This is a genomic window from Lysinibacillus sp. CNPSo 3705 (assembly GCF_028674935.1).
Classification (GTDB): domain Bacteria; phylum Bacillota; class Bacilli; order Bacillales_A; family Planococcaceae; genus Lysinibacillus.
On record NZ_JAQZSD010000043.1, the window covers coordinates 22855 to 37457 of the forward strand.

A 14603-nucleotide genomic window follows, 5' to 3' on the forward strand; every position below is an offset into this window, starting at 1 on the left:
TGGATTACCGCTTACAAAAATTTTACTAGTTACATTGAAACGAAGGTATAGACAAACTGTAAAATTCTATGCATTTGTTTTAAACATAATGTAAAATAGACTAAACATTCTAAAAATACGATATTTAAGTTAATTTCAGCAAAAACAACACATCAATGAGAAAACTAGAAAATGTCTATGTTAAAAGGCGGGAGGTTAACATGAGTCAATTTAAGCTTCAAGTGAAGGATGTATTAGAAAACACACACTTCCAAAGCGCGGAGGTTGTAGCTGGTGAGGATGGATTATTACGAATTGTCAAGTGGGCCCATGTCATTGAAGTTATACAAGTAGATAATTTTCTAGCTGGTGATGAATTAGTTTTAACAACAGGGATTAGCCTTCAGCACAGCATCGATAACTTTATCTTTTTCGTAGAATCTTTAATCGAAAAAAATTGCGCGGCATTGTGCATTGAATACGGGACTTCCATACAGACCATCCCGGAAGTGATTGTAGCTCTTGCTAATCGTCATAGCTTCCCTATTATCGTTTTTCATGACACAGTTCCTTTCGTCCGTATTACACAGGATTTACATAGTCAAATTATGAATCAGCAATATTTAATGATCTCTACTTTAGAATCCTACTCTCAAACATTAAATAAAAATGCTTTATTAGGACAAAACGCAGAAGAAATTTTACAAAATATGTATCATGAATTGAAGACACAAATTATCTTCGCTATTAAAGGTCGAGAGCCTATCTTTTTTCCTAATATGCCGCATACTAAGCGCCGACAACTAGTTTCGCTGGAAAAGTCAGCACCCGTAGTTAAAAATGAGCCCATCTTTATATTTGATCAGCATTATGCAGATTTAACGCTCTATAGAGAAGATGGTCTATTCTCTGAGTTCGAATTACTTATTTTAGACCGTACAGCTACTGCCTTGGCACAGCTGTTAATGAGAGATTTTTATATTGAAGAGAAAAGGGACATTGAGGATGCCTCTATTTTAGCGGATTGGATCGACCAAAAACTATCGAAAGAGGAAATTTATAAATTTATCGTAACCCATCATTCTAACTATAAACTTACTAGCGGAACCGTTTTTATTTTAGCAACTCCTCATGCAGTCTCTAAGGTGCAGGAGGATATTGTCTATAGTAAGCTCTACTATCGAAACCTTTTTGAGCAGAATGGTTTTATACCATTTTTATTTGAAAGAAAAAGCTATGTCATTTTTATTTTACTCCATAAGAAGGATAGCAAATCGAGTCGCGAAGTATTGAATTCGTTAGTTTCTTCCGTACAGAAAACCGATTTTTATAAAAAACAAACGGCCCAAGGTTATCAAATCGCCATTGGCAAGGTCGTTGCAGACGTAGAAGAAATACCAAAGAGCTACCAAACGGCCCTCGAAACTTTGTATATTTGCAGTAAAGTACAAACAACTTCTTATTTTTACGATGATTTACATCTGTATCACCTCATCTATAAATTACAGATGCAAGTCAATTTACAGGAAGTAATTCAAGATTATTTGCAGCCTGTTATTGAATATGACAAAAAATATAACAGTAAGCTATTAGAAACTCTACAGGTATACTTACAAACAAATGGTTCCAAACAACAAACAGCCAACCAACTGTTCATCGTACGCCAAACACTCTACCATCGTTTAAAAAAGCTTGAAAGTCTCTTAGGGGAAAATTTCATGAAGGGCCATAATCGAATTACACTTGAATTTATGTTGCTTGCCAATTCTTTAATAGAGGAGAACAGTTAATTTCTTAGTTGTTGATTGGGTTAGTGGCGTTGCTCGCATGGGTAGCGGCGATATTCATCGGTTTAGCGGCGTTATTCATTGGGTTAGCAGCGTTGTTCGCAGGGGTAGTGGCGTTGTTCACCGGGTTACCGGCGTTGTTCGCATGCTTATCACCGATGTTCTTCTGCTTATCAGCTATCTTCTCCTCCTTATCAGCGATGTTCACCTGTTTATCAGCGATTTTCCCCTCCTTATCAGCGATTTTCATCTGTTTATCAGCGATTTCCTCCCCCTTATCAGCGATGTTCTTCTGTTCATCGGTTAGCACGCTCAACATTGCTTACCCTTTTGAGCGTGCTAGCAGATTTTAGTTTTCGGTAACTACCCCGTTGTATAATCCAGGTCTGCGGTCGTCATAAACAGGAATTCGGCCTCTTACTTCATCGACAATTGAAAAGTCCACGTCGATGACAGCTACTTCTTCGTCCTCTGCACCAACCCATAGCACCTCGCCCCACGGTTGAATGATCATTGATTGACCATTAAAGTTCTCTACTTTTCTAGAAATACGATTAACAGCGATCACAAAGCATTGATTTTCAATGGCACGTGCTTGCAGTAATGTTTTCCAATGATCGATACGTGGTGTTGGCCATTGTGCCGGCACGAACAATACTTTTGCCCCCGCTAAGGCGTGAGCGCGTAGCCATTCAGGGAAACGAATATCATAGCAAATTACGCCTGCAGCCTCGATATCTCCAAGGGCAAAGCGATTCATTTCATCCCCAGCTTCTAAATATAAATGCTCGTCCATCAAACGGAAAAGATGGGCCTTGTTATATTCGCCTACTAGCACACCATTTTTATCAAACGTATACATCGTGTTGTAAAATTTATCACCCTTCTTCGTTGAAACCGAGCCACCAACAATATGTACGCCAAGCTCTTTCGCTAGGTTTGATAAAAATGCTTTCGAACGCTCTCCATTCACATCTGCTAGCTCTGATAATTTTTCAAGAGCATAGCCTGAATTCCACATTTCTGGCAGCACAATAATTTCTGCACCTTGTTTTGCCGCTTCACGAATTTTGTCCTCAGCGCGAGCAAAATTTTCTTCTACTTTGCCAAAGCCTACGTTTAATTGAATACAACCAATTTTCATTGCTATTCCTCCTTTAGACAGTACTGTTCTGTATTTATACTACAATAAATCAACCTGACTTCCATGGTTTAAGCTCCATATTTAGATTATTATTTCACCACTTAATACTTGAACTGCAGAACCCGCAATAGCAACATCTTTTATTTTTGGTGTAACGTACAATAAGCCACCTCGTTTTGAAAGCTGTTTACTCACAATGCTTTCTTTTAATAATTTTGCACACCAGTAAGGCCCTAGCGCACCATGAGTGGAACCATTTACATGGTCTTCATCGATGCCTTGTGCTGGAGAAAAGAATCTTGAGACAATATCAACCCCCTCATCTTTAGAACGACTTGTAATACAAACACCACGTACCGGGAACTGTTTCATCGCTTGAAAATCAGCTTTGAAATATGCAATATACTCTTCGTGACTTAACTCCACTATATAATCCAATTCTGTTTTCCCTACATATGTTGGCTTCACACCTAGCCATTCTTCAAGCCCCAAAGGACATTCAATCTCTTCTAACTGATACTTTTGAATTGTTATTTCAACTAATTCATTGAACCAATTTGCTTGTAAAGGGCCACTTACAGTCTGGAATATAATCGAAGAATTGATAGGTACAATCCCTTGTTTCCAAAGTAAAAAAGCGCTAGCGATTGTTCCGTGTCCACAAATCGGTATTTCCTTTGCAGGCGTAAACCATCTAAGAAAAAAATGATTATCCTTCCTTTGAACAAAAGCTGTTGTTGGTACCGGGATCTCTTGAGCAATTTTTTGCATGGTCGACTCAGGTATCGTTGAATCAAGTAAACATACTGCTGCGGGATTTCCCTTGTAAAGCTCTGTAGTAAAAGCATTGACGATAAAATACGAGACTTTGTTCAATTTTCCCACCTCATTTGCGTCACTTTTGATTTTTAGTTATCTGAAAATACTCTAGACAATTACTAAAAAAAGTAATATTATGTGCATCATATCTTCAATAATTATTATATTCTGAAAAAGGTGGACGTGCATGGAATTCTCAAAAAAACTACAGCAACTCCCAACTCAATTTTTTGCAGCACTTGTGCAAAAAGTAAACGCTGCTCTTGCTGAAGGGCGTGATGTTATCAATCTTGGTCAAGGTAATCCAGATCAACCCACTCCTTCACACATTATTAAAGCATTACAGGAGGCGGCAGAAAATCCTCAAAATCATCAATACTCTCCATTTCGCGGCATAGCAGAATTACGCCAAGCAGCAGCAAGCTTCTACAAACGTGAATACAATGTGGACATTGCCCCTGATACAGAGGTTGCTATTCTCGGTGGTACGAAAATTGGTCTTGTTGAGCTACCGTTAGCTGTTTTAAACCCCGGTGACACTATGCTATTACCTGATCCTGGATATCCAGATTACTTATCTGGTGTCGTATTAGGTGATGTTAATTTTGAAGTTATGCCTCTTTTCGCAGAAAATGATTTCCTGCCAGACTATACTGCTTTATCCGATGAAGTAAAAGAAAAGGCGAAGTTACTGTACTTGAATTACCCGAATAATCCAACTGGCGGTACTGCAACATTGGAATTTTTCGAGGAAACAGTACGCTTTGCAAAAGAGCATAATATTATCGTCGCACATGATTTTGCCTACGGAGCGATTGGATTTGACGGCCATAAACCTGTCAGCTTCCTGCAAGCTGATGGTGCTAAAGATGTCGGTATCGAAATGTATACATTATCCAAAACGTATAATATGGCAGGCTGGCGCATTGGTTTCGCAGTTGGTAACCCCGACATTGTCGCAGCCATTAACCTTATTCAAGATCATCTATTTTGTAGTCAATTTCCTGCCGTACAACAAGCTGCGGCAGTTGCACTTACTGCTTCCCAAAGTTGTGCGGATAAGCTTAGAGCGACTTATGAGCGTCGACGAAACGTCCTAATCGAAGAAGCTCAGCGAATTGGTTGGCAAGTAACAGCACCGAGAGGCTCTTTTTTTGCATGGCTCCCTGTTCCACTAGGTTTTACGAGTGAACAATTTGCCGATATATTGCTCGACAAAGCTGATATCGCAGTAGCTGCAGGCAATGGCTTCGGTCAATATGGTGAAGGCTTTGTACGGGTTGGTTTACTTGTTAGCGAAGACCGCTTACGTGAAGCGATCAGCAGAATTGAAAAATTAAACTTATTTAGCTCGTGAACATTTCAATCAAAAACTGTTCCATTAGCTCAGACTTGCTATAGGGACAGTTTTTTCTCTCTCTTCTTTCGCGACTAAACATTAAAATAAAATAAAAAATTTCAAAAATTCAATTGACTTACTAAATCCTATAATTTATATTAGTTCTATCGGATTTACAAAAAAATATTATAAATCTCTTATCAAGAGTAGCTGAGGGACTGGCCCTATGAAGCTCGGCAACCTCCTTTTTTAAGGAAGGTGCTAATTCCAGCAAACAATCATTGTTTGAAAGATAAGAGAGGACAATTTTTCATGAGCCTCTCTTAATTTTTAAGAGAGTTTTTTTATTTTTATTACCGATAAAACAACTTTGGAGGTATGTTTCATGAAAAAGAAAAACAAGATTTTATTAGGTTTAGCAAGTCTTACATTAGTAGCAGCATTAGTGGGCTGTGGTACTAAAGAAAATAGTAAGGATAGTCAAAGTAAGACTATTAATGAAAATAAGATTGTAGTAGGTGTAACTTCTGGTCCACACGAACAAATTGCAGAGGCTGCAGCAAAAGTTGCCAAAGAAAATGGCTTAGAGGTAGAACTAAAAACGTTTTCTGATTATGTTTTACCAAATACATCGTTAGCCGAGGGTGATCTTGATGTAAACAGCTATCAACACCAGCCTTTCCTCGATGCATTTAACAAAGATCACAAAACAGATTTAGTGCCAGTAGGAAAAACAATTTTAACTCCTATGGGCATATACTCTGAGAAATATAAATCATTGAATGACGTTCCAGGTGGTGCTACATTCGGATTACCGAATGATCCAACGAACGGGGCTCGTGCTCTATTTGTCCTTCAAGAGGCAGGCATCATTAAATTAAAAGACGGTGCAGACTTAACAGCATCTATTCGCGATGTGGAAGAAAACAAAAAGAATTTGAAATTCATTGAATTAGAGGCTGCACAAATTCCTAAACAGCTTAGTGAAGTAGATGTAGCTGCCATTAATACAAACTTCGCTCTTGATGCTGGCATTAATCCTAAAAAAGACTCCATTCTTTTAGAATCTACAGACTCTCCATATGTGAACTACATTGTGGTGCGTGCAGAAAACAAAGATGACCCAACGATCAAAAAATTTGTTGAAGCTTATCAATCTGATGAGGTACGCAAATTTATTGAAGAAAAATTCCAAGGCTCTGTAATTCCAAGCTGGTAAGTGACGATTAAGTATAGCAAGAATCTGCGAGACTCCTACAGGAAAGCTAGCAGATTCTTGCTTTATAGAGGGACTTAGAAAGGAGATATCACCGTATGATTCAACTAGAAAATATAACAAAAGAATTTAAAACTAAAAATGGTATCGTCAAAGCAGTAGATGGTATTAACCTGCATGTCAAAAAAGGTGAAATCCATGGGGTTATTGGCTACAGTGGTGCAGGAAAGAGTACCCTTATTCGCTGTGTGAATTTATTAGAACGTCCGACAACAGGAAAAGTATTCATCGATCATGTCGATATTACTTCCCTTTCTCTAAACGACCTTCGCAAAACTCGGCAAAAAATCGGGATGATCTTCCAGCATTTTAACCTTTTAAAAACAGCGACTGTTTATAACAATATCTCGATACCATTAAAGCTTCTTGGCTATAACGACTCTGAAGTAAAAAAACGCGTTGCAAAATATGCAGAAATTGTTGGCCTAACGGAGAAATTAGATAGCTATCCTAGCCAGCTTTCAGGTGGTCAAAAGCAACGTGTCGCTATTGCACGTGCCCTTGCCCAAGAGCCTGAGATTTTGCTTAGTGATGAAGCGACAAGTGCACTCGACCCCGAAACAACGGACGCCATTCTTGAGCTTCTCCTGAAAATTAATCGTGAGCTAGGCATCACGATTTTACTTATTACACATGAAATGAATGTTATTCAAAAAATTTGCGATGCTGTATCCGTTCTTGAATCAGGGGCAGTTGTGGAATATAGCTCTGCTATAGAACTATTTTCGAAGCCCCAGCATCCAACAACACGAAAATTTTTAAATACCATTTCTCAACGTAATTTATCCCCTTCTCTTATCAAACAATTAAATGTTTCGGGAAGTGTTATTCGTTTAACATTCCTTGGAGAAAGTACGGGGAAACCATTACTAGCAGAAGTGAGTAAAGTTTATGATGTGCAACCAAATATTTTATCAGCCAATATCATAGAATTAAAAAATGGCATTGTCGGTAACATTGTCGTGCATCTACACGGTGAAGCACATATCGTAGAAAAAGCACTTAAGTATTTTACAGAAAACGGGGTAAGCATTGAGGTATTAGGAGGCGAATTACATGACTAGCATTCAAAGCTTCTTTGCAGATTGGTCAGATGTTATTGGGAAATCCATTCTCGAAACCTTCCAAATGGTTGGGATTTCATTATTCTTTTCTATTTTAATTGGCATTCCTTTGGGGCTTTTAATCGTTTTAACTCGCCCGGGGCAATCGTTTGAAAATAAATTTCTCTACCAATTTTTCAATTTATTTATTAATATTATTCGCTCTGTACCGTTCATTATTTTACTATTTTTCATTTTACCGTTCACGAAGCTAATCGTCGGCACAACTATTGGTGTAAAAGGTGTTATTGTGCCGCTTGTTGTTTATACAGCGCCCTATATTGCGCGACTTATGGAAACAGCACTTTTAGAAGTAGATCCAGGTGTTGTGGAAGCTTATACAGCAATGGGTATTAAACGCCGCCATATTATTTGGAACGTCTTATTACGTGAGGCTCGCCCATCCATTATTTTAGGTTTAACGATTGCCACAATCGGTCTTATAGGAGCAACAGCAATGGCGGGAATGGTTGGTGCTGGTGGTCTAGGTGATCTCGCATACCGTTACGGCCATTTACGCTATGAGGTTGACGTGATGTATGCGACAGTGTTTATCTTAATCATCCTCGTGCAGAGTATTCAATCACTAGGTAATCGCTTTGCTGCGAAGTTAAAGAAAGATTAGTAGGAGGTTTATGATGACAAAGACAACACATAGCGATCTACTGTTAAAAAATATTAATGCACAAGCCCCCTTCCCTATTTGCTTTACAGATTTAGAAAAGGCAGTTGCAGAAAAATTAGAAGCTGGTCCATTTGGTTACATCCGTTCAGGCGCTGGCGGCGAGCAAACATTAAGGAATAACCGTACAGCCTTTGAAAAATACTCTATCATTCCACGCTTTTTACAAGATGTTTCAAGTATTGATACATCGATTGAACTGTTCGGAAAAATATATCCAACTCCGTTCTTGTTTGCCCCTGTTGGCATGAACAAAATGGCGCATGACGAAGGAGAGCTAGCCGTTGCACGTGCAGCTGATCAATTAAAAATCCCTTATATTCAAAGCACAGTTTCAAGCTATGCACTCGAGGATGTGGCACAAACAGCTCCCACTGCTACTAAATGGTTTCAATTATATTGGTCAACAAATGAGGAAATTGCCTATAGCATGGCCGCTCGAGCCGAGGCAGCTGGTTTTGAGGCTATCGTTTTAACTGTAGATACAGTCATGCTTGGCTGGCGTGAAGAGGATGTTCGTAATCAATTTTCACCATTAAAGCTTGGGTATGCACGAGGAAACTATATGAATGATCCTGTTTTTACTGCTTCCTTACCAGATGATTCATTCGAGTCATATATACAAGGCGTATTGCAAAATATATTCCATCCAACATTAAATTGGGACAATGTACGTGAATTAAAGCGCCGTTCTAATCTCCCTATTTTACTGAAGGGAGTCTTACATCCTGAAGACGCAAAACTAGCTATTGAAAATGGCATTGACGGTATTATCGTATCAAACCACGGTGGTCGCCAATTGGATGGCGTAATTGGTTCACTAGATGCCCTTCCTGATATTGCGAAAGCTGTAAAAGGACGAATTCCTGTTATTTTAGATAGCGGTGTGTATCGGGGTATGGATGCTCTTAAGGCACTCGCTTTAGGAGCAGATGCTGTTGCCATTGGTCGTCCCTTCGTCTACGGACTTGCATTAGAAGGACAGCAAGGAGTCGAAAAAGTAATGACGAATTTATATGATGAATTAAAAGTTTCTATCGCATTAGCGGGGGCAATATCTATAAAAGGACTACGTGATATTACATTAGTGAAAAAGGATGGAGCGTAAATATAGCGTCCGGCAGTTTGAGGTGCAGATAAGAGACTTATCGGAATAAATTTGTGTTTTATCGGAACAATTTTGAGATTTATCGGAACAATTTCAGATTTTATCGGAACATTAATATAAAAAGGGCTACCTCACTATTGAGGAAGCCCCATTTTTTTATTGAATAACGCCTAGTTCACGGCCGACTTTTTCATAGATTGCTAGAGCATCGTCTAACATTTCTTTTGTATGTGCCGCTGTAGGCATGTTACGAACACGTCCTGTACCTTTTGGAACCGTTGGGAAAACGATTGATTTAGCGTAGACGCCCTCTTCAAATAGGCGGCGAGAAAATTCCTGCGTAAGCTTTTCATCACCTATAATACATGGTGTGATTGGCGTTTCAGATTCACCGATATTAAAGCCTAGCTTAGCAAGACCCGCTTTTAGATAATCGCCATTTTCCCATAGCTTATCGTGAAGCTCTGTTGAGTCAATCAACATTTGTACTGCTGCTGTAATCGCAGCTACGTCACCTGGTGGTAATGCTGTTGAGAATAAAAATGGACGAGAACGCACTTTAAGCCAGTCAATTAAATTTTTCTTACCTGCTACATATCCGCCAACAACACCAATTGCTTTAGAAAGTGTACCAATTTGGAAGTCAATTTCTTTTTCTAAACCGAAATGCTTCACAGTCCCCTTTCCTTTACCTGTTACACCTGATCCGTGTGCATCATCGACGTATGTGATTAAATCAAACTCTTTCGCAATCTCAACGATTTCTGGTAGTTTTGCAATATCACCGTCCATTGAGAATACGCCATCCGTAATGACCATGACTTTATTATATAAGCCTGATTCTTTTGCTTCCTTTGCCTTTGCGCGTAAATCGTCCATATCTGAGTGATTAAAAGCAATGATTTTCGCACGTGATAAACGACAGCCATCAATAATCGACGCATGGTTTAATTGGTCTGAAAGAATTGCATCATTTTTATCCATAACAGCTGAAATAGCTGCCATATTACAGTTAAAACCTGATTGGTAAGAGATCGCTGCTTCAGTACCTTTAAATTCAGCAAGCTTTTCCTCTAGTTTTACGTGTAAATCAAGTGTGCCGTTAATCGTACGAACTGCTCCAGCCCCTACACCGTATGTCTCAATTGTTTCTTTGGCAATACGCTTTAAATCTTCATTCGTTGCTAAACCCAGATAGTTGTTTGATGATAGATTAATTAGATTTTTGCCACGCACCTGAATAATTGGTCCGTTTGCTCCCTCTACTGGATCAATTTCATTGTATAAGCCTTGATCGTGTAAGGCTTTTAGGTTTTCATCTAAAAATGCATTCAATACTTTTGACAAGCGTATCATCCTTTCCTAAGAACACTATTCTAATTCCTAGTGTAGCACAAGCATACTATTAGAAAAATTACTTTGTTAATCTTTCGAATAGTGGGGCAGTTTTTTCTCGCCAAAGAGATGATGATACACAATTATCTAATAATCGCCGGATAGTATACTCCGCTTCCGCGTAACGCTTCGAATAGCCCATTGCATCCTGCATCGCCTCTTTATACTTTGCCCGAATATCTTCAATTTGAACTTCTGCCTCCTGTGAAATTGCGCAATGTTTCCCTATATCGAAAATTTCATCCCCTAGTCTTCCGTCCTGTGGGTCAAAGATATGAGGCTCTGTACTATCAAAAATACAGAAATTCAATTCCGGGATAATGACCATGTCCACTGAATTTGAATCCAGGCCGCACCAAATAATTTGTGCATCGAGCCCTCTTGCATTTGCTTCGTCTGCTAAACCTTTCATTAACGAAGATTTACCTGTACCTGGCTTCCCTTTGATCATCAATCTTCTAGATACATTTTTTGTTATGCTATCTACGGTATTTTCGGCACCCCTCGGTGTTAATGTTCCGAGTAAGCGATGGGTGCGCACACCTGTTTTATTTAAGACGATTGATTGGAACACATCTGTCTTTAAATTTTCAACCTGATCATTCAATGCCTGCCAGTTCATACAACTCTGTGTGACTACTTCCCAATCATCATGGATCTTTATTGCATCATTAAGCTTCGAAATACACTTCTCACGCCATGACTCTCGTTCCGTCATTGCAGTAGCGAGCTGTTCGCCAACCTTTTCAAGCTGGATTTCTTCTAAGCAATCATAAAATGACATCACCCGATGCTTTGTTCCAAGGAAAACCGGTTCAATCCCCCAACCTGATGACCATACAAATAATCGATTACATCCTTGAACATATACTGCCTCAACAATATCCTCCAGCAAAGCATGCTTAAACCACTCCACCGCAAAGCCTTGCTTTACATAAAAATACCCAAGCTCTTTAAGAAGTTCTGATCCTTTAAACGTCGGTGCACCCTGTAAAATATAAACTAGTTCAGCCTCATCCATCATTTCTTTATATAAATGTTTAATTCCTTGCCCAGTCAGTGCGTGTCCATAATAGTAGGTCACATTTCCGTTCAATTTCGATCCCCCTTTATCTTATGCCTTGCATTATATGAAGGAACCTTAAAAAAAATGAAGCTACTTTTAATTTTTACACATAAAAGTAGCTTCCCATTTAATAGAATAAGTTCATGCCCTTAGAGTGCCGGCAATAAAAGCCTCTCGAATAAATCCATTAAACTCCCATGAAAGAACTTAATCATCTTTCATTTTCTGTGGTGTAGAGCTGGTTTTTGTGCTACATGGATGGCTAACGAGATAGTAAAAAAGGGATACCCAAAATAAAGTCGAACTATTAAGTTTTTATGGATATAATATACATACACACCATATTTTACAGCAAACAAAAAGAACCCATTTTCAGTATTCTAAAACTATCTATTTTCACCAAAAGTACCTAATTGCGTAAATAGCAACCACCTGTTTCAACTGTTTGCTACTCTTAGATTACATCATTCTACTTTGCGATTCTTACATAAGCTATAGTAAAAATAAAATGACAGGAGTTGAAATCATAGAGTTCTATAAAAAGCTAGCCATTAAATTAAACATTAGCAGACAATCCGTTTCTAAATGGGAGCTTAAAAAAGGTTATCCCAATATTGAAACGCTTATTGCATTAAGTGATTTATTCAATATTAGTATTGACGAATTAATGAAAGGAGACAATTCCTTGAAAGCTACAAGCATCAAAGAAGAAGAGAGGGAATTAACAATGACATATCTATTCAAATGGATATATGTACTGAGTTCAATTTTAGTAGTATTTTGGCTTTTTGTACTTCCCTGGTCCGAACCATCAGGTCTTACATTAAGTATCATTAATCTCATAGCTGTTATTTACTTTGCAATTGTCATTAGCTACATCAAAAATAACAAGAACAAATTTTTTAATTAAACACGCAATTATGCCTGTGATGCAGGTCAGTTAACATTAGCTTAAGTTTGGAGGGAGATGTATGGTAAAAAAGTTAGGATTGCTTTGTTTGCCATTGGTATAATAATGATGTTTTTAGGTATGCCTTATTTATTGGGCTATTCAACAAATGAATTTTTAAAGTATCCTTTATATTTTGGATTGATAGTAACGGTTATATTTGCTCCTGTCCCTACAATAAAAAAAACAAAAAGAAAGTAACATTATTGGGTTACCTGAGTTATCTCCTTCTGTGCTGAGCAGTTTACCGCTACAAATTATCAATTAAAAAACTACCCAGCATTTCATTCTTGGGTAGTAGTGATTAATGCAATATTTGCTTTTGTCACAGCGACTAAATCATCTAGCTGTAAGTGGATTTGCATACCGATTTTCCCGGCACTCACTATAATATTTCCTTGCTCTTGGGCCGACGAATCGATGACAGTTGGATAAAGCTTCTTCATGCCGACTGGAGAGCATCCGCCTCGTACATAGCCTGTATAGCCTAGTAACTCCTTGACCGGGAGCATGTCGATTTTTTTCTCTCCTACAACCTTTGCAGCTGCTTTTAAATCAAGCTCATCTGCTACAGGAATAACAAATACAAAAAGCTTTTGTGCACTTGCCTTTGCTACTAATGTTTTGAAAACACGAGCAACTGGGTGACCAATTTTTTCAGCAACCGAAATTCCGTCAACTTGGCCGTCACCAGTCTCATATTCAATTACTTCGAATTGTATTTTTTGTTGCTCCAATAATCTTATCGCATTTGTTTTCGCATGTTTTGCTTTTGCCATATCAAAAATCTCCCATCTGCAGCATTAGGCTATCATGGAGATCAAGGAGTCATTTCTCGATCGATAGCCGCCTTTTGCCATTTGAATATGAGTGGCATACTTTTCAGAAGCGTGTTTAAATGTTCGCACCTTGTATGCCTCCGCATAACTCTTACCGAAAATTGTATCTACAAATGGATCTAATTTCAATTCCTTCGAAAAACGTTCTGGTACTTTGACTTCAATATCTTCTCGTACAAAAGCTGGCTCACTGTCATCTACCTCTTGACCATTGAATTGCGCTTGCATGTGCTGTACATTTGCACTTGCCGCTACACGTAAATCCTGTGATGATGGCTGCGCGGGTCCCAGCGCAGTATTCCGCACCCGCTCTAAAATTTGTAACGGTTCCTTGGCATTTGCATCATCTACTATAGGCGCTTCCTCATTTATACGCTCTACCTGTGAATAATGCTGCATTTGCTCATGAGCTAGCACATTTTTCGTCTGTTGCATATCTTGAATGATTGCTTGCTGTTGAGGTGTGACCTCTTTTGACGCCTCTTTTTGTTGCTCAAAAAGTTCTTGGTCTGTATGCCCTAAAAGTAAATTTTCTAGCTCAAGCAATAACGGATTTTTCTTTGGTGGAAAATACAGTGCACTTTTTCGATATGCATCTCCAGCTTGTTTTCGCTGTAAAATCTTTTTACGATTATAGTATGATGATATTCTTTCTTGTTCTATTAAACTAGATAGTTTCATATGATTCACCTCGGCTTTCTTATTTAATATGCAAGTTAAATAATAGATATGATAATTTCCTCTATTAACTTTATCTATTCCTTCAGAATAGTTTCTGTACCCTAATTATCGGAATTTTCTTTACCAAATTCAAGAGCAAATTAATACTAAGATCCTAAAGAAATATTTCACTTTCAACAAAATAGATACAAAGACCTAACTAATTTATCAATATTATATCCATTTAGTATTTCAATATTTAATTTCAACAAAATTTATTATCGTTACCACTTTATAAATGGTGTTAATTCACCACTAAAAAAACAGCCCCCTCACAAGGAGGGCACTGAAAAAGTCTATATCTTCTCACATCGCGAGGTATTTAACGAGTAAATCGTTGAATACCTCGCTTTTTTCATTTGGCACTGTGACTCTACTGTTGTTTTCCGAAGCATTC

The 14603-nt window shown here is 38.3% G+C and carries 15 protein-coding genes and 1 riboswitch; of the genes, 8 read left to right on the forward strand and 7 right to left on the reverse strand.

Features of this window, described 5'->3' with window-relative positions; translation table 11 throughout:
* Positions 1-200 precede the first annotated feature (200 nt).
* Positions 201-1769: a PucR family transcriptional regulator gene (locus PVA17_RS17065; RefSeq protein ID WP_274068372.1), complete on the forward strand. Its 1569-nt coding sequence runs from the start codon at positions 201-203 to the stop codon at positions 1767-1769.
* A gap of 4 nt (positions 1770-1773) precedes the next feature.
* Here the strand turns inward: PVA17_RS17065 and PVA17_RS17070 are convergent, their stop codons facing one another.
* The 3 genes from PVA17_RS17070 to PVA17_RS17080 all read right to left on the reverse strand — a co-directional run bounded on the left by PVA17_RS17070 (position 1774) and on the right by PVA17_RS17080 (position 3786).
* Positions 1774-2085, reverse strand: a complete 312-nt coding sequence (locus PVA17_RS17070; protein WP_274068373.1) for a hypothetical protein — start codon at positions 2083-2085, stop codon at positions 1774-1776.
* 30 nt (positions 2086-2115) lie between these two features.
* A complete protein-coding gene (locus PVA17_RS17075; protein WP_274068374.1) occupies positions 2116-2910 on the reverse strand; it encodes a carbon-nitrogen family hydrolase in 795 nt (264 codons plus the stop codon).
* A gap of 81 nt (positions 2911-2991) precedes the next feature.
* Positions 2992-3786, reverse strand: coding sequence for a PhzF family phenazine biosynthesis protein (locus PVA17_RS17080; RefSeq protein ID WP_274068375.1), 795 nt, complete (start codon positions 3784-3786; stop codon positions 2992-2994).
* 130 nt (positions 3787-3916) lie between these two features.
* Here PVA17_RS17080 and PVA17_RS17085 point away from each other — a divergent pair, with 130 nt between their 5' ends.
* From PVA17_RS17085 to PVA17_RS17105, 5 genes are all read left to right on the forward strand, one after another.
* Positions 3917-5086: a pyridoxal phosphate-dependent aminotransferase gene (locus PVA17_RS17085; protein ID WP_274068376.1), complete on the forward strand. Its 1170-nt coding sequence runs from the start codon at positions 3917-3919 to the stop codon at positions 5084-5086.
* Positions 5087-5262: 176 nt separating this feature from the next.
* Positions 5263-5367: riboswitch (SAM riboswitch) on the forward strand.
* Positions 5368-5453: 86 nt separating this feature from the next.
* The gene (locus PVA17_RS17090) at positions 5454-6287 is read left to right on the forward strand and encodes a MetQ/NlpA family ABC transporter substrate-binding protein (protein ID WP_274068377.1); all 834 of its coding nucleotides are present in this window, start codon (positions 5454-5456) and stop codon (positions 6285-6287) included.
* 95 nt (positions 6288-6382) lie between these two features.
* Positions 6383-7408: a methionine ABC transporter ATP-binding protein gene (locus PVA17_RS17095; RefSeq protein WP_248717760.1), complete on the forward strand. Its 1026-nt coding sequence runs from the start codon at positions 6383-6385 to the stop codon at positions 7406-7408.
* Complete coding sequence (locus PVA17_RS17100) at positions 7401-8072, forward strand: methionine ABC transporter permease (RefSeq protein WP_132360181.1); 672 nt, start codon at positions 7401-7403, stop codon at positions 8070-8072. Before PVA17_RS17095 ends, PVA17_RS17100 begins: the two co-directional genes overlap by 8 nt.
* A 13-nt stretch (positions 8073-8085) precedes the next feature.
* On the forward strand, positions 8086-9237 hold the full coding sequence (locus tag PVA17_RS17105; protein WP_274068378.1) for an alpha-hydroxy acid oxidase: 1152 nt from the start codon (positions 8086-8088) through the stop codon (positions 9235-9237).
* Positions 9238-9393: 156 nt separating this feature from the next.
* On the opposite strand, the gene PVA17_RS17110 is transcribed toward PVA17_RS17105, so the two are convergent.
* Positions 9394-10593, reverse strand: coding sequence for a glycine C-acetyltransferase (locus PVA17_RS17110; protein WP_185903499.1), 1200 nt, complete (start codon positions 10591-10593; stop codon positions 9394-9396).
* Positions 10594-10651: 58 nt separating this feature from the next.
* On the reverse strand, positions 10652-11728 hold the full coding sequence (locus PVA17_RS17115; RefSeq protein ID WP_274068379.1) for a nucleotide kinase: 1077 nt from the start codon (positions 11726-11728) through the stop codon (positions 10652-10654).
* Positions 11729-12206: 478 nt separating this feature from the next.
* Here PVA17_RS17115 and PVA17_RS17120 point away from each other — a divergent pair, with 478 nt between their 5' ends.
* Positions 12207-12608: a helix-turn-helix domain-containing protein gene (locus PVA17_RS17120; RefSeq protein WP_274068380.1), complete on the forward strand. Its 402-nt coding sequence runs from the start codon at positions 12207-12209 to the stop codon at positions 12606-12608.
* 57 nt (positions 12609-12665) lie between these two features.
* Positions 12666-12848, forward strand: coding sequence for a hypothetical protein (locus tag PVA17_RS17125; RefSeq protein WP_274068381.1), 183 nt, complete (start codon positions 12666-12668; stop codon positions 12846-12848).
* An 83-nt stretch (positions 12849-12931) separates the two neighbouring features.
* On the opposite strand, the gene ybaK is transcribed toward PVA17_RS17125, so the two are convergent.
* A complete protein-coding gene (gene ybaK, locus PVA17_RS17130) occupies positions 12932-13426 on the reverse strand; it encodes a Cys-tRNA(Pro) deacylase (RefSeq protein WP_274068382.1) in 495 nt (164 codons plus the stop codon).
* Between the two features lie 24 nt (positions 13427-13450).
* Positions 13451-14167 carry a hypothetical protein gene (locus PVA17_RS17135; protein WP_274068383.1) on the reverse strand — a complete coding sequence of 239 codons (717 nt, stop codon included), beginning with the start codon at positions 14165-14167 and terminating at the stop codon, positions 13451-13453.
* Positions 14168-14603: the final 436 nt, after the last annotated feature.